This is a genomic window from Advenella mandrilli (genome assembly GCF_016595155.1).
Taxonomy (GTDB): domain Bacteria; phylum Pseudomonadota; class Gammaproteobacteria; order Burkholderiales; family Burkholderiaceae_B; genus Advenella; species Advenella mandrilli.
This window is the reverse complement of sequence record NZ_JAENGP010000012.1, coordinates 26,071-44,935: the sequence shown is the minus strand read 5'-3', so window position 1 is coordinate 44,935 and position 18,865 is coordinate 26,071. Positions and strand designations below refer to the sequence as shown.

General features: G+C 34.8%; 18 protein-coding genes. All 18 read left to right on the top strand.

All coding sequences use genetic code 11. The features are described 5' to 3' along the window. The first annotated feature begins 39 nt into the window (after positions 1 to 39). The 18 genes from JHL22_RS11035 to JHL22_RS10950 all read left to right on the top strand — a co-directional run bounded on the left by JHL22_RS11035 (position 40) and on the right by JHL22_RS10950 (position 18,865). Positions 40 to 2,268 carry a polysaccharide biosynthesis tyrosine autokinase gene (locus JHL22_RS11035; RefSeq protein WP_200237270.1) on the top strand — a complete coding sequence of 743 codons (2,229 nt, stop codon included), beginning with the start codon at positions 40 to 42 and terminating at the stop codon, positions 2,266 to 2,268. Positions 2,269 to 2,292: 24 nt separating this feature from the next. Beyond that, the gene (locus JHL22_RS11030; RefSeq protein ID WP_200237482.1) at positions 2,293 to 3,279 is read left to right on the top strand and encodes a glycosyltransferase family 2 protein; all 987 of its coding nucleotides are present in this window, start codon (positions 2,293 to 2,295) and stop codon (positions 3,277 to 3,279) included. Between the two features lie 200 nt (positions 3,280 to 3,479). After that, positions 3,480 to 4,961, top strand: a complete 1,482-nt coding sequence (locus JHL22_RS11025; RefSeq protein ID WP_234041245.1) for an MATE family efflux transporter — start codon at positions 3,480 to 3,482, stop codon at positions 4,959 to 4,961. Positions 4,962 to 4,964: 3 nt separating this feature from the next. Next, positions 4,965 to 5,963, top strand: coding sequence for a glycosyltransferase family 2 protein (locus JHL22_RS11020; RefSeq protein ID WP_200237265.1), 999 nt, complete (start codon positions 4,965 to 4,967; stop codon positions 5,961 to 5,963). A gap of 1 nt (position 5,964) precedes the next feature. After that, positions 5,965 to 7,014: a polysaccharide pyruvyl transferase family protein gene (locus JHL22_RS11015; protein WP_200237263.1), complete on the top strand. Its 1,050-nt coding sequence runs from the start codon at positions 5,965 to 5,967 to the stop codon at positions 7,012 to 7,014. A gap of 1 nt (position 7,015) precedes the next feature. Beyond that, positions 7,016 to 8,107 carry a glycosyltransferase gene (locus JHL22_RS11010; protein WP_200237261.1) on the top strand — a complete coding sequence of 364 codons (1,092 nt, stop codon included), beginning with the start codon at positions 7,016 to 7,018 and terminating at the stop codon, positions 8,105 to 8,107. Between the two features lie 47 nt (positions 8,108 to 8,154). Then, on the top strand, positions 8,155 to 9,204 hold the full coding sequence (locus tag JHL22_RS11005) for a glycosyltransferase family 2 protein (RefSeq protein ID WP_200237259.1): 1,050 nt from the start codon (positions 8,155 to 8,157) through the stop codon (positions 9,202 to 9,204). 212 nt (positions 9,205 to 9,416) lie between these two features. After that, entirely contained in the window at positions 9,417 to 10,412 is a 996-nt protein-coding gene (locus tag JHL22_RS11000; RefSeq protein WP_200237256.1) for an EpsG family protein, read from the top strand. Beyond that, positions 10,412 to 11,299 carry a glycosyltransferase family 2 protein gene (locus tag JHL22_RS10995; RefSeq protein ID WP_200237254.1) on the top strand — a complete coding sequence of 296 codons (888 nt, stop codon included), beginning with the start codon at positions 10,412 to 10,414 and terminating at the stop codon, positions 11,297 to 11,299. Before JHL22_RS11000 ends, JHL22_RS10995 begins: the two co-directional genes overlap by 1 nt. Before the next feature lie 103 nt (positions 11,300 to 11,402). Continuing rightward, on the top strand, positions 11,403 to 12,281 hold the full coding sequence (locus tag JHL22_RS10990; protein WP_200237252.1) for a beta-1,6-N-acetylglucosaminyltransferase: 879 nt from the start codon (positions 11,403 to 11,405) through the stop codon (positions 12,279 to 12,281). A 21-nt stretch (positions 12,282 to 12,302) separates the two neighbouring features. Next, entirely contained in the window at positions 12,303 to 12,641 is a 339-nt protein-coding gene (locus JHL22_RS16150; RefSeq protein WP_200237250.1) for a hypothetical protein, read from the top strand. Further along, entirely contained in the window at positions 12,610 to 12,879 is a 270-nt protein-coding gene (locus JHL22_RS10980) for a phosphoglucose isomerase-related protein (RefSeq protein ID WP_200237248.1), read from the top strand. Before JHL22_RS16150 ends, JHL22_RS10980 begins: the two co-directional genes overlap by 32 nt. 24 nt (positions 12,880 to 12,903) lie before the next feature. Beyond that, complete coding sequence (locus JHL22_RS10975) at positions 12,904 to 14,031, top strand: glycosyltransferase family 4 protein (protein ID WP_200237246.1); 1,128 nt, start codon at positions 12,904 to 12,906, stop codon at positions 14,029 to 14,031. Positions 14,032 to 14,527: 496 nt separating this feature from the next. Further along, positions 14,528 to 15,136, top strand: a complete 609-nt coding sequence (locus JHL22_RS10970) for a sugar transferase (protein ID WP_200237244.1) — start codon at positions 14,528 to 14,530, stop codon at positions 15,134 to 15,136. Next, positions 15,111 to 16,022 carry a 1-aminocyclopropane-1-carboxylate deaminase/D-cysteine desulfhydrase gene (locus tag JHL22_RS10965; RefSeq protein WP_200237241.1) on the top strand — a complete coding sequence of 304 codons (912 nt, stop codon included), beginning with the start codon at positions 15,111 to 15,113 and terminating at the stop codon, positions 16,020 to 16,022. Before JHL22_RS10970 ends, JHL22_RS10965 begins: the two co-directional genes overlap by 26 nt. Positions 16,023 to 16,032: 10 nt before the next feature. Continuing rightward, positions 16,033 to 16,593 (top strand): GNAT family N-acetyltransferase, encoded by a 561-nt coding sequence (locus JHL22_RS10960; RefSeq protein WP_200237239.1) that lies wholly within the window; start codon positions 16,033 to 16,035, stop codon positions 16,591 to 16,593. Between the two features lie 24 nt (positions 16,594 to 16,617). Next, positions 16,618 to 17,622 carry an ATP-grasp domain-containing protein gene (locus tag JHL22_RS10955; RefSeq protein ID WP_200237236.1) on the top strand — a complete coding sequence of 335 codons (1,005 nt, stop codon included), beginning with the start codon at positions 16,618 to 16,620 and terminating at the stop codon, positions 17,620 to 17,622. Between the two features lie 58 nt (positions 17,623 to 17,680). Beyond that, entirely contained in the window at positions 17,681 to 18,865 is a 1,185-nt protein-coding gene (locus tag JHL22_RS10950) for a DegT/DnrJ/EryC1/StrS family aminotransferase (protein WP_200237234.1), read from the top strand.

The window sequence follows — 18,865 nt, the reverse complement described above, 5'->3', positions numbered from 1 at the left end:
TTTGCTTCCACCCTACTTCCCTATTTACCTACGTACTTCATGAACCCTCCTCAGCAAAACCCATCTTCGTCACTAGGACAACAAAAAGACAATGACGAAATTGATTTACTGGCCATTCTTGACACTATTTTAGATGCCAAATGGCTGATTGTTGCCATAACCTGCGTTTGCACCCTGCTGGCCATTGCCTACGCCATGTTCAGCACCCCCATCTACCAATCCAACACCATGATTCAGGTAGAGCAGAACCAAAGCGGTGCAAATCCGGCTATGGGCGAACTGGCCCTGCTGTTTGATACCGGTTCACCGGTAGCCGCTGAAATTGAAATTTTGCGTTCGCGACTGGTAATTGGTGAAACCGTAGACCGCCTGCAACTAAACAATAGCGCCACCCCTGATTACCTACCCATTATTGGCCGCTGGCTGGCCAAACGGGCCAATGGGCTGTCAGAACCGGGCATTTTTGGTTTTGGCGGTTATGTATCAGGTACCGAAAGCATTCGCCTAAGCCAGCTGGATGTGCCTGCAGCCTTACTCGGCATGGAACTTAAACTGGTTGCCACCGAAACCGGTTATGACTTATTCACCGAAGACAATGATTTACTGGTAAGCGGCCCAACCGACCAAACCCATGAGTTCTTATATAACGGTGAGCCAGGCCGCGTTAACATTGCCAGCCTGCAAGCCAAGCCCGGCGCAGCCTTTACCGTAATCAGTACCTCGCGCCAGGCAAAAATTAATCAGCTGCAAAGCCAACTGCAGGTAACCGAAAAAGGCAAACAATCTGGCATGCTGGCAGTTACGCTGGGAGGGCCAGATCGCCGATTAATTACTGAAATTCTAAACACGCTGGGTAATGTTTATGTAAAACAAAACATTGACCGCAAAGCGGCTGAAGCCGATAAATCTTTAAGCTTTCTGGATGCCTTCCTGCCAGAACTGCGAAAGCAAATGCAGGAATCTGAAAGTCAGTACACCGAATTCCGTGACAGCAAGGGCACTTTTGACCTTGGTGCCGAAGGAAAGGCATCTTTAGATACAACCGTTAACCTTCAACTGAAACTGCTGGAACTACAACAAAAACGCCGTGAATTAACCCCCCAATTTACCGCCGCCCACCCCAGCATTAAAGCCATAGACCAGCAAATTGCCGCCCTTAACAAAGAAATCTCCAAGGTTACCACCAGCGTTAAGAAAATGCCGGAACTTGAACAACAACTGCTTACCCTTACCCGCAACGTAAAGGTGAACAGCGAAATGTACGTGAACCTACTTAACAGCGCCCAACAATTGCGACTGGTTAAAGAAGGCAAGGTAGGTAATGTACGAGTAATTGATGAAGCCGTTGTACCCGGCGGCCCCATTAAACCCAAAAAGGTACTTGTACTGGCGATGGGTGTTTTATTAGGCCTAATGTTGGGCACAGGCGTTGCCATTGTGCGCAGCATGCTGCACCCCGGCATTAAAGAAGCCAATGAAATTGAAAGTAACCTGGGCATGCATGTATTTGCCACCGTACCACGTTCATTACAGCAAACTACGCAATACCTGCAAGCTACCAGTAAAACACCAGGCAACCATGTACTGGCTTACGTAGCCCCGCAAGACCCGGCTATTGAAAGCCTGCGCAGCCTACGCACGGCATTACAGTTTGCCATGCTGGAAGCGACTAACAATATCGTACTCATTTCCGGCCCTACCCCAGGTATTGGAAAGTCATTCATAAGCGTGAACTTTGCAGCTGTACTGGGCTCTGCCAATAAAAAAGTATTGCTGATTGATGCCGACTTACGTAAAGGCTATATTAACCAATACTTCGGCAAACAACGTAACAATGGGGTCAGTGAATTCATTAGTGGCACCATTGGGATAGAACAGGCTATACATAAAAATATACTACCCAACGTAGATTTCATGAGTACCGGTGTATTGCCCCCCAACCCATCAGAACTTCTGCTATCCGCACAAGCTATTGAAAAACTGCACCAGCTTTCCAAACATTATGATCTGATTCTGATTGACAGTGCCCCAGTACTGGCCGTATCTGATGCCATGGCACTGGCGCCCCATGCTGGTGCCACCTTCCTGCTGGCACGTGCCAATGAAACCACTCTGGGTGAACTGGATGAGTCTGCCAAACGCATACGACAGGCCGGTGGGCAGGTTAAGGGTGTCGTCTTTAATGATATGGTTGCGAAGAACCGCAGGTATGGTGCCAAGTATGGGTATTACAAATATTCAACTTATGAGTATGGCTCTAATGCATAGCAAGATGAGCGCCCCCCCCCGCAAATATCCCTAATTACACCAGTATTTAACGGTGAGGCTCATTTACACCGCTGCGTAGAAAGTATTATTACAGCTGCCAATGGGTATACTATAGAATTGATTCTTATAGATGACGGCTCCACAGATAACTCAGGTGCTATTGGACGAGAGTATGCCGAACGTTTGGAATGGGTTCACTATGTGCATCAAGAAAACAAAGGACCTTCTGCTGCACGCAATGTAGGGTTAGAGCTCGCAAGAGGGGATTATATTGGTTTTGTTGATTGTGATGACTGCATAGCCCCAACTTACGTTTCAGAATTGCTACTTGCGTGCAGGGATACGCCTGACATTGTTGTATATGGATACGAGCGAAAACTTCTCAATGAACAAGCACGCATATTTTCACCTAAGCCGGTTCGCCATGAAGCTGGAGGGCATGAACTGCTTGCCAACGTTAATGGTGATCATGAGCTGTTCTGGTTCCCTTGGACAAAAATATTCCGCTCAAGCTTGTTGCAACACATTAGGTTCGACGAGAACATGAAGCTGGGAGAAGACACAATTTTCAACTTGCAAGCGGTGAGCAAGGCGCAGTATATCGTTAGGATTCCTGATGTTTTATATTCGTATAATGAAACCCAAGGTTCTCTTTCAAGTCCGACCTACAAACCAGGCTTACTTGAAAACATGGAGCACCACTTCAAAGGAAGATTGCTTGTACATGAGCACTCCAATGAAGGTTTGAACAATAGCGTTCGAACCGATATTACAAAATACTATCTTAGTCATATTGTCCCGTGGCTTCTTTCCAATGCAATGCGGCTGGATAAAAGTACGCAGCTTGATGAGCTGGCTAAAATCAGGAATTCGCAACTAGTCAAAACATGCTTTAACTGGAAATTAAAAATAAAAGTAAGCCGCGGACAGACTGCAATCTTGTTGTTATTACGATTTCGAATGCTGCGTCTCTTAAGATTTTTGTTAGTGCAATCTCGAAGTATGAGTTGAATACGTTTGAAATAACAAAGTTAAGGAAACACTGATTTATTTCCCCTGGATGCCCTTCAGTCACAATAGATATTCACTTATGTGCTGAAGCACATGCCACTTGACTAAAAAATGAATAAATCAGTATTTCTTTAAAATAAAAATATTTTATGTTGGCTAACAAAACCATTTTCCTAAACACTATATTCCTATATTTTAGAATGATTTTAATCATAGGAATTTCTTTATATACAACACGTGTTATATATAATACCTTAGGCGTTGAAAATTTTGGTTTATTCAATTTAATTGCAGGTTTTGTTGTACTGTTTACCTTTTTAAACTCTGCCATGCGTAGTGGCACACAACGATATTTAAATATTAGCATTGCTTCTGGCTGCAAAGAAAAAGTTAATGATATATTTTGTATCGCATTAAATATTCATATTGTTATTTCCCTAATAATATTAGTATTATTAGAAACCATTGGATTATGGTTTCTAAATAACAAATTAAATTTTACAGCAGAGCGAATAGTTGCTGCCAATATTGTTTATCAATTTGCTATTGCAACAACCATCATTAATATTATTAACATTCCTTATCAGTCTATAATATTAGCCAAAGAAAAAATGAAGTTTTATGCCTATATTGGCATATTTGAAGCATTAGCTAAACTAGCCACTGTCTTTTTACTTATTTCCTTTAAAGAAATTGATGTTTTAATTTTATATAGTTTTTTATTATTTATTGTAACAATTTGCACAACCAGTTTTTATTATGGATACGTCTTTAAAAATTTTCGTTCAGAAAGTAGATATAAATTCAAAAAAGAAAAACAGCTAACAAAAGAAATGATTTATTTTTCAGGCTGGAATTTATTTGGACAAGTATCTTTATTAAGTTCTAACCAGGGCATATCAATATTATTTAATATTTTCTTTGGAGTTGCAATAAATGCATCTATAGCAATTGCAAACCAGCTCAACGCATTGGTACATACCTTCGTATCAAATTTACAAACTGCTTTTAACCCTCAAATCGTTCAGTCTTTGACTCACAAAGACTTAGAAAGACACCGTAATTTAGTTTTAAATGCATCAAGATACTCTCTATTCTTAATATTATTTATTTCTCTTCCATTTTTAATTTATACAAAATTTTTACTAGAATTATGGTTGGATAGTAATTTACCAGAACATGTAGTGTATTTTTGTCAAATTATTATTATTGTAACTATAATTGAATCTGCATCAGGTCCATTTTGGATGTCAGCACATGCTTTTGGAAATATTAAAAGATACCAATTAATTGTATCATCAATACTTATTATCAACTTACCCATCACCTACATTCTTTTAAAATTAAATACGCCTATTACTATTGCATTTTTAACTAGTCTTTTTATTGCTATTCTACTTTTATTATTCCGTTTTTTTTATTTTATAAAAAATATTAACGCCAAATTTGAATATATCTCCAGTTATCTGAAAGATATCATAGCCGTAATAGTTTTATTAGCCACTATATTATTTCTCAGCAAGAAATTTCAACATTACTCAGAGAACATAAATTTTAATGAATTTATTTTAAATTCATTTTTAATTGAATTATTAATCCTTATATATTTACTTAGTTTTTGTATTAACAAAAATGAAATTATTTTTTTAAAAACTATGATTACAAAAAAAGAAAAATATTAACTTATGCCAAAAATTTCCATTATTTTACCTGTTTATAATGTTGAAAAATACATTGCGAAATCTATTGAATCTATTCAAAACCAAAGCTTTAAAGATTTTGAATTATTAGTTGTAATTGATGGTTCACCAGACAAGAGTAAAGAAATTGCATTAGAATATGCAAAATATGATAATCGTATTCATATATTAGAAAAAACGAATGGTGGTTTGTCTGATGCTCGTAATTATGGACTAGATAGATCTCAAGGAGAATACATTTATTTTATCGATTCTGATGACTGGATAGAATCAAATTTATTAGAAGAAAATATTACCATATTAGAAAAAAATAAACTTGATTTTATTATATTTGGTTATTTTCAAGACAATACTGACATAAATGAAAATTTAATTAAAAGAATAAAAAAAATTCCTAAACCAGCAATCTGGAAAAAAGGAGATACATCTTTAGAATTAGATGAATCCACATTAGGTCTTTTAGGATATGCATGGAACAAAATATATAAACGAGAATATTTAGAAAAAAATAAATTAAGATTCATTAAAGGCATTTCTCTTGTAGAAGATATATTATTTAACTCATTAGTTTATACTAAATCTGACACAATTTATTTCAATGATAATGCATATTATCATTACATTAATAGAGAGGTCCCTACCCTAATGAAAACTTTTCATGCAAATAGTTTTGATTTAGTCAAAGAAAAAGGTTTAGCATTAAAAGAATTTTTAAATACCTGGAAATTTACAAATACAAAAGAAACATTGGCTCATAATAATATAGGTGGTGTTCGTTATTGTGTTCACAATCTATTCAGTTATAAAAATCAATTAACTTCAATTGAAAAATTTCAATTTGTAAAAAAAATAATAACTGATAAAGAAGTAGAAAAAAATATATTACTTTATCAACCCAAAAATATTCAAGATAAAATCTATACTTTTTTAATTAAACACAAGTTAACATCTTTAATTATAGCTATAGCACTGTGTAAAAAATAATATGAATTTCAAGAAAATCATTCCATTCAAGATAAAATATAATTTACGCTTAGTTTTTGAAAAATATAAAAAAACAAATATCTTTTCTAAAATTAACTTAGATAAAAACAAAAAAAAAGCATACATTTTTCTTGCGGCCGATTATGGAAATTTAGGCGATGTAGCTATCACATTTTCTCAAACTGAATTTTTAAAAAAACACTCTAACTACCAAATTATTGAAATACCTATAAGTCAAAGTATTGCTGGATTACATTGGTTAAATAAAAATATTCAGAAAGATGATTTAATTACAATCATTGGTGGTGGAAACATAGGAGATTTATATGAACAAATTGAATACATTCGACAATTAGTAATTAAATCTTACCCAAAGAACAAAATTATCTCTTTCCCCCAAAGCATAGATTTTTCAAATACAAATTTTGGGAAAAAACAGATAGAAAAAGCGAAGAAAGTATATAACTCTCATAAAAATTTAGTATTAGTAGCACGTGAAGAAGTTTCATATTTAACAATGAAAGATCTTTTTCCTAAAGTTAAAATTATTTTAACTCCTGATATTGTTCTATCTCAAGACCAAAGCCAAAACCAAAAAAAACGTCAAGGTTTAGTAGTATGTCTAAGAGATGATGCAGAGAAATCATTATCTAAACAACAACAAAATACTATGCTTAAAATATTAAAAAATCATTTTAAAAATAATTTAAAATTTTATGATACGCATATTGGTAGAAATAATTTAAGCATAGATGAACGAAATCATGAATTAACAAATATTTGGAGTATATTTAAAGGAGCTGAACTTGTCGTTACTGATCGTTTGCATGGTATGATTTTTTGTTATATAACACAAACTCCTTGTATCGTTTTACAAAATAATAATCATAAAATAAAAGGTACAATTAATTGGATTAAAGATTGTGGATATATCCATTTTATAGAAAATTTTGATGAGTTTCATTTCAAAGAAACTCTTAATAAAAATCAAAAACCAACACAATATCAATCGCTGCAACAATACTATTCACCATTAATCTCGGAGCTTTAACTTGCAACGAATTTTACACATCATCGGAAAAATGGATCGAGCTGGTGCCGAAACCATGTTGATGAATATATATCGACATATTGATCGCACTCAAATTCAGTTTGATTTTGTCACTTTCACAAATCAACCAGGTGATTACGATACTGAAATTATTCAACTGGGTGGTAGAATCATTCCAATCATTGCTAAAAACTCCATACAGCGTATGTTTAAGTTACGCCAGTTCTTAAAATCACATCAAGAATATCAAATTGTGCATGCTCACATACTGTTAAGCAATGCATTTCATTTGATAGCAGCTAAACAGGCTGGAGTAAAATATCGTATTTCTCATTCGCATAATGCGAGTGATGGATATAGAGGCATTATTGTAAAGCTATATGAAAAATGGTCGATAAATAAAAATAAAAAATTGGCTACACATAAAATAGCTTGTGGTAAAGAGGCAGCCAAATTCTTATTTAAAGATAGCAAAGATGTGATTTTATTACCAAATGCGGTCGATATCCATAAGATGATAATGACAGCGGAACAAAACAGAAATTATATACAGGAAAAATTTTCTGATACTTCATTAAAAATCATTCAAGTGGGTCGAATGCTATCCGTTAAAAATCATCAATTTTCACTAGAAATCGCACAGGCATTAAAAAAACGCAATATTAACTTCACCATGTATTTTATTGGAAATGGTGTTTTATTGAATGAGCTAAAACAACAAACAGAAAAAAAATCGCTGTCTGATTGTGTAAAATTTCTAGGCTTGCGTACTGATGTTGCAGAATTAATGGCAAGTGCAGACTATATGATCATGCCTTCGCTACACGAAGGGTTTCCAGTTGTTCTTGTAGAAAGCCAGACTGTAGGCTTACATTCTTTAGTATCAGACCAAGTTTCTCAGGAAGTTGACCTAGGTGTTAATTTAGTAAAATTTTTACCTATTAATTCAGTAAATGCCTGGGTTGAGAATCTATTAATGACCACAACACAAAAATATTCAACTGAACAGAGAGTTAATGAGTTAAAGGAAAAAAAATTTGATGTTGCAGAAAACTCAAATATGCTAATGTCCATTTATAAATTAATGCAATAACAACTAGACAAGTAGCAATACTTTAATTTAATAAAACTCTTATCCTCATGAAAAACTTTACTGATAAAAATTTAAAAAAAATAATTAATCAAAAACTGAAAAATATAAATCTATTTTTCGATAATTTTTTACTAACTAATCTTATTTTCATTTTATACAAAACATCAAGATATAGTAAATATTATTACCATACTATTTTTCATAAAAACAAAAATGGAAATGCTCAACCCATATTTAAAAAAGATATCCCTCTACTACCAGAAAAAAATCATAACTACCTTAATGATGAATATGTAGAGCTATCAATTATAGTACCCGCTTATAATGTTGAAAAATATATTGATCAATGTATTGCATCTATTTCAAGTCAAAACTTAACGTTTACTTATGAAATAATAGTTGTAGAAGATTGCTCCACAGATAATACAAAAAATATTTGTAATCAAATAAAATTAAAATACGATAATATTAAAATAATATATCATGAAAAAAATAGTGGCGTTTCAGAGGCACGTAATACTGCTTTAAATAATATAAAAGGTAGATTTATTACTTTTGTTGATTCAGATGATTTGATTTGTAACAATATTTTGAATCAAGCAATGAATTTAATTAGGATAAATAAAAATATTGATGTTGTTGGATTTAAACTCTATACATTCGAAACTGATTATGATATTAATAATATTAAAAATAACCCTGATAAAATTCAATCGTCTATTATTACTGGTTTAGATAATATTTATAAAATCGCAGAAGGTTATCCTTGGGGAAAAATATACCATCGAAGGATGTTTGATAACATAAGATTTCCTAGAGGTTTATGTTGGGAAGATGGTATTATTTTAAAAATAGTCATGCGTAGATGCACTGTATATGCTGACCTTGGAGTTGTAGGTTATTTATATCGAAAAACCCCTAATTCTATTACACATTCTATAAAAGCAAAAAATTTAGGTTATGATCATTTTTATATGATCAATTTTTGCATTAATGAAATGAAAAGATTAAATTTAAATATCGATACTATTTTTTATAAAAAAATAGTTGAGGAAGCAACCGTTTTTTTTAAATTCAAGAACTTTTTATTTGCCTGATAATGACTTACTCTTTATGTTTGAAAAGCTCATCCCCATCTTGACAAATGACAGTACAGAAAAAATTATTTTAACCTCAAGACAAAATCTTATGATTAAAGCAATGAAAAATAAAAATGTTGCTGCCTTTCGTGCTATATCTTTTTAGTTTTTATATTATAAAATAAATGTTCCCATATTTTTTAGTTCTTAGTCTAGTAGTAAGTTGGGTAATGTTAATTAAAAAAGCGTTTAATCGTAATGCTTTTTGGCTTCCATTGATTACTTTAGCATTATTTGCTGGTATCCGTAGCTCTCGTGTAGGTACTGACTCTGGTGCTTATGTCTGGGACTTTGTAAGTCAACTGGATACATCTTATTTTAAATTTAATAGCGATGGCGAATTTGGTTATCAGTTATTAGTATACGGACTACTCCATCTGACACATAATTATTTTTGGTTATTTTTTATTTCTGGCTTAATTGTAGTTTATTGTTATCTAAAAACACTTAACAAATATAGCATAAACTATACATTATCTATTTTTTTATTTATTACCTTAGGAAGTTATACTTTTTTCTTTAATGGTTTACGCCAGGGTTTGGCTATGGCTATTTTTACATTAGCAACACCATATTTATTAGAAAAAAAATTAATTCCTTATATTTTTATATGTGCCATAGCATCATTATTTCATACATCCGCTCTTTTCATGCTGCCATTTTATTTTATAACAAATACAAATATTAAATTAATATATAAAATATTAGGTTCTTTTATTCTTTCTTTATTATCAAGTAGTTTAATAATAAATTACTTCGCAAGCACTAATAAACGCTATGAAGGATACGCTCAGGTTTCAGAATCCGCTGGAGGCCTAATAACTTTAGCTTTTTTTATTTTAATAGCAATTTTTTTATATTTTATCCAATATTATTACAAAATTAAAGATCAAATTTATACCAAATTGTTTACCTTTTACATTTGTGGTGTAAGTTTAATTATACCCATTGCCATGCTAGAAACAAGTGCTTCTGGACCACAACGTTTCTTATCATATTTCCAATGGACACTTATTTTACTTTTTCCATTTGCATTTAAAAAAATTAATACCTCATTCGCAACTGGTATATTTATATTTTTATCATTATTCTATTTTCTTATGAGAACAAGCAGATTTAGCAACTTAACTCCTTATTTAATCAACCCAATTTTCGATATTTTATAATGAACAATCCCACATATATCACCATTGGTTTACCATTTTATAATGTTGAAAACTATTTATCAGGTGCTATCCAGTCTATATTGGCTCAAACACACCCTTATTGGGAACTTATATTAGTAGATGATGGATCTACAGATAAATCATTAGAGATTGCTAGATCATATGCAGAAAAAGATGATCGCATTAGACTTATATCTGATGGTTCAAACAAACGACTTCCTGCCCGTTTAAATCAAATTATTAAGGAAGCAAAATATGATTATATCGCCCGTATGGATTCTGATGATTTAATGTCTACTGATAGAATAGAAAAACAATTAAAAACATTAATTGACAATCATCATATAGACTTTGTGACTACTGGTTGTTTAACAATAGGTAAAAATAATGAACTAACCGGTATAAAAACTGGCAAAAATTATCAAATGTCTGCTGAATCTATTTTGGGTGGCCTTACAAATTTACTGCATGCTTCTTTATTAGCAAAAAAAGAATGGTATTATAGAAATACATATAATGAAAAAAATGTTTTTGCAGAAGATTATGAGCTTTGGTTAAATGCAGCAAAAAAAAATGATCTGAACTATATTGTATTAGAAGAACCATTGTATTGGTATAGAGTCATTGAAAATGTGACTATAGACAAATTAACCAAAGGATACAACTCTCAAATAAAAGTTATTAATAACAATTACAAAGGTATAATTTCAGAAAAAAATAAAAATAAAAATATTAAGAAATTTAAAATAAAAATATTAACTGTTAAAATACTAGATAAACTAGGTTTATTAAATATATTATTAAAACGTAGATCTCAAAAATATAATTTAGAGCATATTGAATATTACAATCAAGAAATTTCAATTATCAACAACATAAAAATATAATTATATTTTAAGAAATACACTTAATTATTCATACTTCCCGCATCTCCTTAGATTTAATAGTTATTTATCTTTTTTAAAATCCAATTTCAAAAATAGAGAAAATATGTTTATTTATGCAATACAATGCCACAAGCTAACAAATCCACTAATATTTACAATCAATTATTTATTAAAAGATCCCAATAATATTATAATTATCCACGTTGATGCAAAAACCAATCACACAGATTTTTTAAACATAAAAAATATTTTTCAAAAAAATGATCAATTAATTTTCATAGAAGATAGAGTAGAAGTTTTTTGGGGTAGTTTTTCTCAGATAGAAGCAACTCTTAAATTAATGCGTAAAGCCATATCTTATAAATTCAAGTACTTCTCATTAATTTCTGGTGATGACATTCCAATCCTTAAAACATCAGAAATGAATAAATTCTTATCAGAATCTTATGAAAAAAAAATAGAATTTATTGGCATTAATACAAATAATGATGCTCCTAATAGAATACAATTCAAATATCCAAAATATTTCCACAATAAAGACCACTCTTTAAAAGCAAAGATATTAAGAAAAATATTTATCAAATATGCGAATATATTTAATAAGATTGACATATCAGAACTACCCAGTTTATACAAAGGAAGTTCATGGTTTACCATTTCTTATGAAGCCATAGATTATATTTTTAATTATTTAGAAAAAAATAAACAATACAAAAAAAAATTTTTACATTCTCTTTGTGCTGATGAAGTATTTTTCCAAACGATTCTATTTAACTCAAACTTTAAAAATAAAACATATGGATTAGGTATTTTAAAAGATTGTGATATGGCTATGAGATATATAGATTGGGAAAAAGGTCCTGATTTCCCTAGAAGTTTAGATAAATCAGATTTCACTTCAATAAAAACAAGCGGAATGCTTTTTGCAAGAAAAATATCATCAAATATTTCTTTAAAAGAATTAGAAGAAAATTTTATTTAATTTTATCCCCTAGCTTTTTCAATGATTAAAAAAGCTACTCTTCCCGTCGCCGGATTAGGCACCCGTTTTCTGCCTGCCAGCAAATCCATTCCCAAGGAAATGGTCACCGGCGTAGACCGCCTTGCTATTGAGTATGTGATTAAAGAAGCGGTTGAGGCAGGTATTGAACAGATTATGGTTGAATCGGTATCCGATGATGTAGTGGATCAATACCGTATTGTAGATGTTAAAGCCTCTCCTGCCGAAGGTGAAAGTATTGTTATGCAGGGTATTGTAGAAAAACCTGCTGTTGGTTCAGCCCCCTCAAACCTGTCTGTGGTTCGTCGTTATGTATTACGCAAACCAGTTCACCTATGCTGAAAATGCAGAAGCCTTGGTGGAACAGCATCATTTGGCCTTGTCTAATTGTCTGACACAGTCTCGTTTGCTGGCGTTTGGTAATCAGGTACTGGAGGCTGAGGCATTGCAAGATTTACCGGGTTATAAAAAATATGAAGGGAATCAACCTAGCAGTACGATTTTGTTGAATGAACTCAGCCTGTATAGCTTGGGTATGCTGATTACCAGACACTCACCAAAAAATCACTACAACTATTAATTGATATTCAAACAGGCTCTTTAAATGAAAATTGTGTTAATCGGAACGGTTTCATCTTCCATTTTTGGATTCAGGAAATTACTACTACAGTCATTAGTTAAAGACGGGCACGAGGTGTTCATTTTAACTACAGATTTAACGCCTGATATTCAACAACGAGCGCTGGACGAACTTAATGTGCGTGCTGAAAAGTACACACTTGCCCGCACAGGAATGAATCCTGTAACTGATATAAGGAATGCATGGAGTTTATACCGTCGCTTGAAAGAGTTGCAACCAGATTGCGTATTCTGTTATTTCTCAAAACCTGTTATTTGGGGTTCCTTGGCTGCCCTCTTCGCTGGTATCAAGCAACGGTATGGTATGTTGGAAGGCCTCGGTTACTATTTTACACATACCCCAAAAGGTAATACCCTCAAGAAAAAACTGGTAAGGACAGCTCAAATTGGGTTATTTCATCTGTCACTGCCAGCTCTTAGAGGTCTTGTAGTGCTCAATCCGGATGATAAGCATGATCTTATTGAAAAGTATCATATCAAACAGAATAATGTGATGGTACTTGGTGGCATAGGACTTGATTTAGATGAATATAGCTATTCCGAACCAGATATTAGTCAGTCACGCTTTATATTTGTTGGTCGGCTATTGGCAGAAAAAGGTATCAACGAGTTTCTTCAAGCTGCAGAAATTGTGAAAGAGCGTCATCCTAAATCCGAATTTATCGTACTTGGGAAACCTGATCCGGGCAACCCAGGTTCAGTAAATCAAGGTTATCTCAATAACCTCGTGACAAAAAACATCGTTATTTACCCCGGCTCGGTTTCAAACGTCGCAGACTGGCTGAAAGATAGCAGCGTTTTTGTTTTGCCTTCTTATCGCGAAGGGGTACCCAGAAGCACACAAGAGGCGATGGCAATAGGTCGACCAGTAATTACCACAGATGTTCCTGGCTGCCGAGAAACCATAAGAAACGGTGAGAATGGTTTCATGGTGCCGCCCCATAGTGCGCAGGCAGTTGCCAACGCAATGGAAAAATTTATTACTGAGCCCAACTTGCTTTTGAGTATGGGACGGCGCTCAAGAGAGCTAGCAGCAGAAAACTTTAATGCTGATAAGGTCAATCAGCGACTGCTGGATTTTTTGAAGTTATAAAACAGTAAGGCTCTATGGGAGTGTCTAGCCATCACACCTTAACGTCTGCTTATTTTTGTGAGCGTTTTAATTTGGCATGCGGGTGGCTACCATTTATGTAGCAGCAATTTTTCAATCTGGCTGATCTTGTGCGTCGGCAGACCTATCATTACATCCTTTAGATACACATACGAATCACGATATAACGCAAAACCTGTCAGTAAAACACCTATGGCTGTACGCTTATATTTATTACAATTTAAATGCAAATAGAAATAAATTTTAATAAGTAATATAAAAATATGCTTGATATCATTTTCAATGACAGAGGAAGAAAGTTCAGCTCTTTTCGAACAAACTTGTTATCTCGCTTATGCAGCCATGGAAAATCCAACTGATGAGCACATTATGAATATCTTTAAACGTCTTGTATGGAAAAGTCAGTACGCTCAACGCGGCAATCTTTTCATGAACATACATTAAGCCTACCGTTACAAATCATCTTTAATTATATTCTATGCTTAAACGAATTTTCGACATTATCTCCTCTGCAATCGCCCTGATACTGCTATCCCCGGTAATAGCCATCGTCTCCTGGCAAATCTCAAAAAAACTGGGTAAGCCCGTTCTGTTTCGTCAAGTACGACCTGGCTTAAACGGCAAACCCTTTACAATGATTAAGTTCCGCACTATGCGCGATGCATACGATGATCAAGGAAATCCTCTTCCTGATAGTGAACGAATTACCCCCTTCGGTAAATTCTTGCGTGCAAGCAGTTTAGATGAACTACCCGAATTATGGAATATCCTTAAAGGTGATATGAGTTTTGTTGGTCCTCGTCCATTATTGATGGAATACTTGGATTACTACACAGAAGAAGAAAAACTACGGCATACAGTAAGGCCAGGTTTAACTGGCTTAGCACAAATATCAGGTCGCAATGCTACAACCTGGGATCAAAGACTTTCTTATGATGTTCAATATGTATTAAATCGTACTTTTTGGGGAGATATAAAAATAATCTTTAAAACTATATTTCAAGTTATTAAGAAGGAAGGCGTCGTTGTAGTCCCCTCTAGTATGTATAGGAAATTAAGTGATGAAAGAAGCAAAAATAATAACTGAAATAAAACCAAGTCCATTTTATCGATTAAATAATCTTTCAAAGCACTTGAATATCGACCTTTGGGTTAAAAGAGATGATTTGATACCATTTTATTTGGGTGGTAACAAGGTAAGAAAAAATATTCAAATAATTAATGATTTGAACAGTAATTTTGATGTTTTAATAACAAATGGTGCCGCTGAATCAAATCACGCAAGAGTTGTTGCTTTATTAGGTGCTCAGCTTGGTTGTGTAGTAGAACTGGTTCTACATGGTATTAAACCAACATCAAAGCAGTATTGTGGAAACTCCTACTTTCTAGCTGCTAGCAATACGAATCTGAACTATGTTCCTAGCAATCAAATATCAGAAAAAATAGATCAACTAAAAAAACACCATGAATCAAATGGTAAAAAAGTTTTAGTGATCCCTGGTGGAGCCCATAGTTTATCAGGTGCAGAAGCATACGCGGCTGCATTTAACGAACTAAACTTTACTCCCGATAAAATAATTTTTGCTTCTGGAACTGGTGGAACTCAGGCTGGACTCATTTTAGGCGCACATAGAAATAAGGCAAATACCAATATCATTGGCATATCAGTAGCAAGGGAATATCAGAGAGGTGTTGAAGAAATAGCCAAACTTTTACCAGAAAACATTTCCACTAATGAAATTATTTTCAATGATAATTATAGATTTGGTGGGTATGAAAAACATGCACCAGAACTATTTGATTTGATGTCTTTCGTAATAAAACAAGAAGCATTACCACTTGATCCAACATATACAGGTAAAGCCATGTATGGATTATTTGACATGGTTAAGAAAGGTCTTATAAAGCCTAACGAAAAAGTAATTTTTTGGCATACTGGTGGATTATTAAATTTACAATCAACTTCTGTATAGGTTCATCTAAATGAATATTAGAGAAAGACAAATTTTAAAGGGTTCTCGTGTCACTTTAGTTCCTCTTGAAAAGAAACATCTGAGTAAAAGAACTGAATTTATTAATGACCCAGAAATTCAGGCTACATTAAACTTTGATTACCCTACTTCTATTGCAAAAACAGAAGCCTGGTTTTCAAAAAATGTTTTGGCACCTAACCGAATTGACTTTGCTATTGAAACCGCAGATGGAGATATTGTAGGCTTCGGGGGCTATTTAAATATTGATAAAGTTGTCAAAAAATCTGAACTTTATATATTTATTGGAAAAGCATATTGGTTTGGTGGTTATGGTCGTGAAGCCTACAAGCTCATAACAAATTACGGTTTTATTGAACTTGGTTTAAATAGAGTTTATGGCTACCAACTCGGCAATAATCATAAAGCACACAATTCAGTCAAGAAAATAGGTTGGTCTGTCGAGGGTTTTTTGCGAGATGACATCACTTCTCATGGTGAAGTTAAAGGTCGATCTATTGTTTCAATATTACGTAATGAATGGATTGCAAATCCCGTATATGATGAAGTTTAAACGAGTCAAAGTGTCTTAAAAATTATGAATGTATTACTTACTTGTGCCGGTCGACGGCATTATCTTGCCTCTTATTTTAAAAATGCACTTACTGGCTATGGGAAAGTAGTTGGTGCGGATATGGACTTATCTGCCCCTGCATTACAAGCATGTGATGTTACAGCGAAAGTGCCAGAAGTATTTTCCAATAATTATCTAAACACGCTAAAAGAAATTACCATTAAAGAGAATATCAATATGGTATTTTCGCTTAACGACCTTGAAATAGGGCTACTATCAAAGAATCGAGAACAGTTTGAAGCTGAAACTGGCGCCACTTTATATGTACCACCAATTGAAACACTAAAAGTATGTGCTGATAAATGGCTTACCTACCGCTTTGCCAAAGAAGCTGGAATTGATACCCCCACTACTTATCTGAATATAGAAGATGCCAAGGCTGCACTAGCCAATGGTGAAATTTCCTTTCCATTAATCGTTAAACCTCGCTGGGGAAGCGCTTCAATTGGACTTTTTATAGTTGAGTCATCCGAAGAACTAGTTAACGGTTTCACACAATGCCATCGGGCAGTAACAAAGAGTGTACTTGCTGTCCTCGGTTCTGAAAGCCCTGTGATTATTCAGGAGTTGATTCAAGGGTCTGAGTATGGTGTAGATCTATTATATGGAAAAAAAGAAAATTTTATCGGATTCACTGCTAAGAAAAAACTGGCTATGCGAGCAGGAGAAACTGACAAAGCAGTAACCGTTGCACCAGAACTGTTCGAGAATTTAGTAACTAAAATCTCTAATTCTCTGCCCCATCGTGGCAACCTGGATTGCGATTTTCTGGAACGCGATGGTCGATTTTACCTGCTTGAATTCAACCCACGTTTTGGTGGTGGTTACCCCTTTACCCATCTGGCTGATGCTAACCACGTACAGATGCTTATTGATGATTATCAAGAGCAGCCACTAACAACATACAGTTATCGGGTTGGGCAAGCGTTTGCCAAGTGTGACACATTAGTTCAAGTACCAGTCAATTGAATTACCTCTTCACTCATAGTTTAAAATTTCATTCCTAAATCAATTCTGAGTTTTCTCCATGCTGAATACCCCCTTTTCTCCCTGGCCCTCTTTCACTGTTGAAGAGGCCGATGCCGTTCGTGATGTTATTTTGTCCAATAAAGTAAATTACTGGACTGGGCAGGAATGTCGGGAATTTGAAAAAGAATTTGCCGTGTGGACTGACACCGCCCATGCGGTTGCCGTGGCCAACGGCACGCTGGCGCTTGACCTGGCCTTTAAAGCTTTGGATATTGGCCCGGGCGATGAGGTTATCGTGACATCACGCACGTTTCTGGCGTCGGTTTCATCAATTATGAATACGGGTGCCAAACCGGTTTTTGCCGATGTTTCCCGCGATTCACAGAATATTACGGCAGAAACCATCAAGGCGGTGTTAACACCGGCCACGAAAGCGATTGTTTGCGTTCACTTGGCAGGCTGGCCTTGCGATATGGACCCCATCATGGCGCTGGCACAGGAACATAATCTGTATGTGATAGAAGATTGCGCACAGGCACATGGTGCCATTTATAAAGGCAAACCGGTAGGCAGTATTGGGGATATTGGTGCATGGTCTTTCTGCCAGGACAAAATCATGACTACCGGTGGTGAAGGCGGTATGGTAACCACCAACAATCGCGATTTATGGCTGAAAATGTGGGCCTATAAAGATCATGGCAAAAGCTGGGAAGCGGTTTACGAGCGTGAGCATGCACCGGGTTTTCGCTGGCTGCATGAAAGCATTGGTACCAATTGGCGCATGACCGAAGTACAGGCCATACTTGGTCGTATCCAGTTAAAATGCATGCAGGAATGGACCCGGCTACGCCAACACAATGCCAACAGAATATGGGAAACAGCCAAACAGTTGCCTGCCTTGCGTGTACCGGAACTCCCCGAAGGCAGTGAACATGCCGCCTATAAATGTTATGTCTTTGTGCAGCCTGAACTGCTGAAACCCGACTGGAACCGTGACCGCATCATTAATGAAATGGTGGCGGCTGGTGTACCTGCGTATTCTGGCTCATGCTCTGAAGTGTATCTGGAAAAAGCCTTCGACAATACCGGTTTACGCCCCGCACAGCGTTTACCGGTTGCCATGGAGTTGGGTGAAACTTCGCTTATGTTCCTGGTTCACCCTACCCTGACCCCGGCAGAAATAGATAAAACGTGCGCTATTTTGTGCAATGTAATGGAACAGGCGACAGAAAACAGGAATTGA

Bases quoted from the DNA above. Each gene is read 5' to 3' on its own strand.
- JHL22_RS16150 (WP_200237250.1), top strand. From the start codon at position 12,303: ATGATTAAAAAAGCTACTCTTCCCGTCGCCGGATTAGGCACCCGTTTT.
- JHL22_RS11005 (WP_200237259.1), top strand. From the start codon at position 8,155: ATGAAAAACTTTACTGATAAAAATTTAAAAAAAATAATTAATCAAAAA.
- JHL22_RS11020 (WP_200237265.1), top strand. From the start codon at position 4,965: ATGCCAAAAATTTCCATTATTTTACCTGTTTATAATGTTGAAAAATAC.
- JHL22_RS10950 (WP_200237234.1), top strand. From the start codon at position 17,681: ATGCTGAATACCCCCTTTTCTCCCTGGCCCTCTTTCACTGTTGAAGAG.
- JHL22_RS10970 (WP_200237244.1), top strand. From the start codon at position 14,528: ATGCTTAAACGAATTTTCGACATTATCTCCTCTGCAATCGCCCTGATA.
- JHL22_RS11015 (WP_200237263.1), top strand. From the start codon at position 5,965: ATGAATTTCAAGAAAATCATTCCATTCAAGATAAAATATAATTTACGC.
- JHL22_RS10960 (WP_200237239.1), top strand. From the start codon at position 16,033: ATGAATATTAGAGAAAGACAAATTTTAAAGGGTTCTCGTGTCACTTTA.
- JHL22_RS10965 (WP_200237241.1), top strand. From the start codon at position 15,111: ATGAAAGAAGCAAAAATAATAACTGAAATAAAACCAAGTCCATTTTAT.
- JHL22_RS10955 (WP_200237236.1), top strand. From the start codon at position 16,618: ATGAATGTATTACTTACTTGTGCCGGTCGACGGCATTATCTTGCCTCT.
- JHL22_RS10980 (WP_200237248.1), top strand. From the start codon at position 12,610: ATGTATTACGCAAACCAGTTCACCTATGCTGAAAATGCAGAAGCCTTG.
- JHL22_RS11000 (WP_200237256.1), top strand. From the start codon at position 9,417: ATGTTAATTAAAAAAGCGTTTAATCGTAATGCTTTTTGGCTTCCATTG.
- JHL22_RS10975 (WP_200237246.1), top strand. From the start codon at position 12,904: ATGAAAATTGTGTTAATCGGAACGGTTTCATCTTCCATTTTTGGATTC.
- JHL22_RS10995 (WP_200237254.1), top strand. From the start codon at position 10,412: ATGAACAATCCCACATATATCACCATTGGTTTACCATTTTATAATGTT.
- JHL22_RS10990 (WP_200237252.1), top strand. From the start codon at position 11,403: ATGTTTATTTATGCAATACAATGCCACAAGCTAACAAATCCACTAATA.
- JHL22_RS11035 (WP_200237270.1), top strand. From the start codon at position 40: ATGAACCCTCCTCAGCAAAACCCATCTTCGTCACTAGGACAACAAAAA.
- JHL22_RS11025 (WP_234041245.1), top strand. From the start codon at position 3,480: ATGATTTTAATCATAGGAATTTCTTTATATACAACACGTGTTATATAT.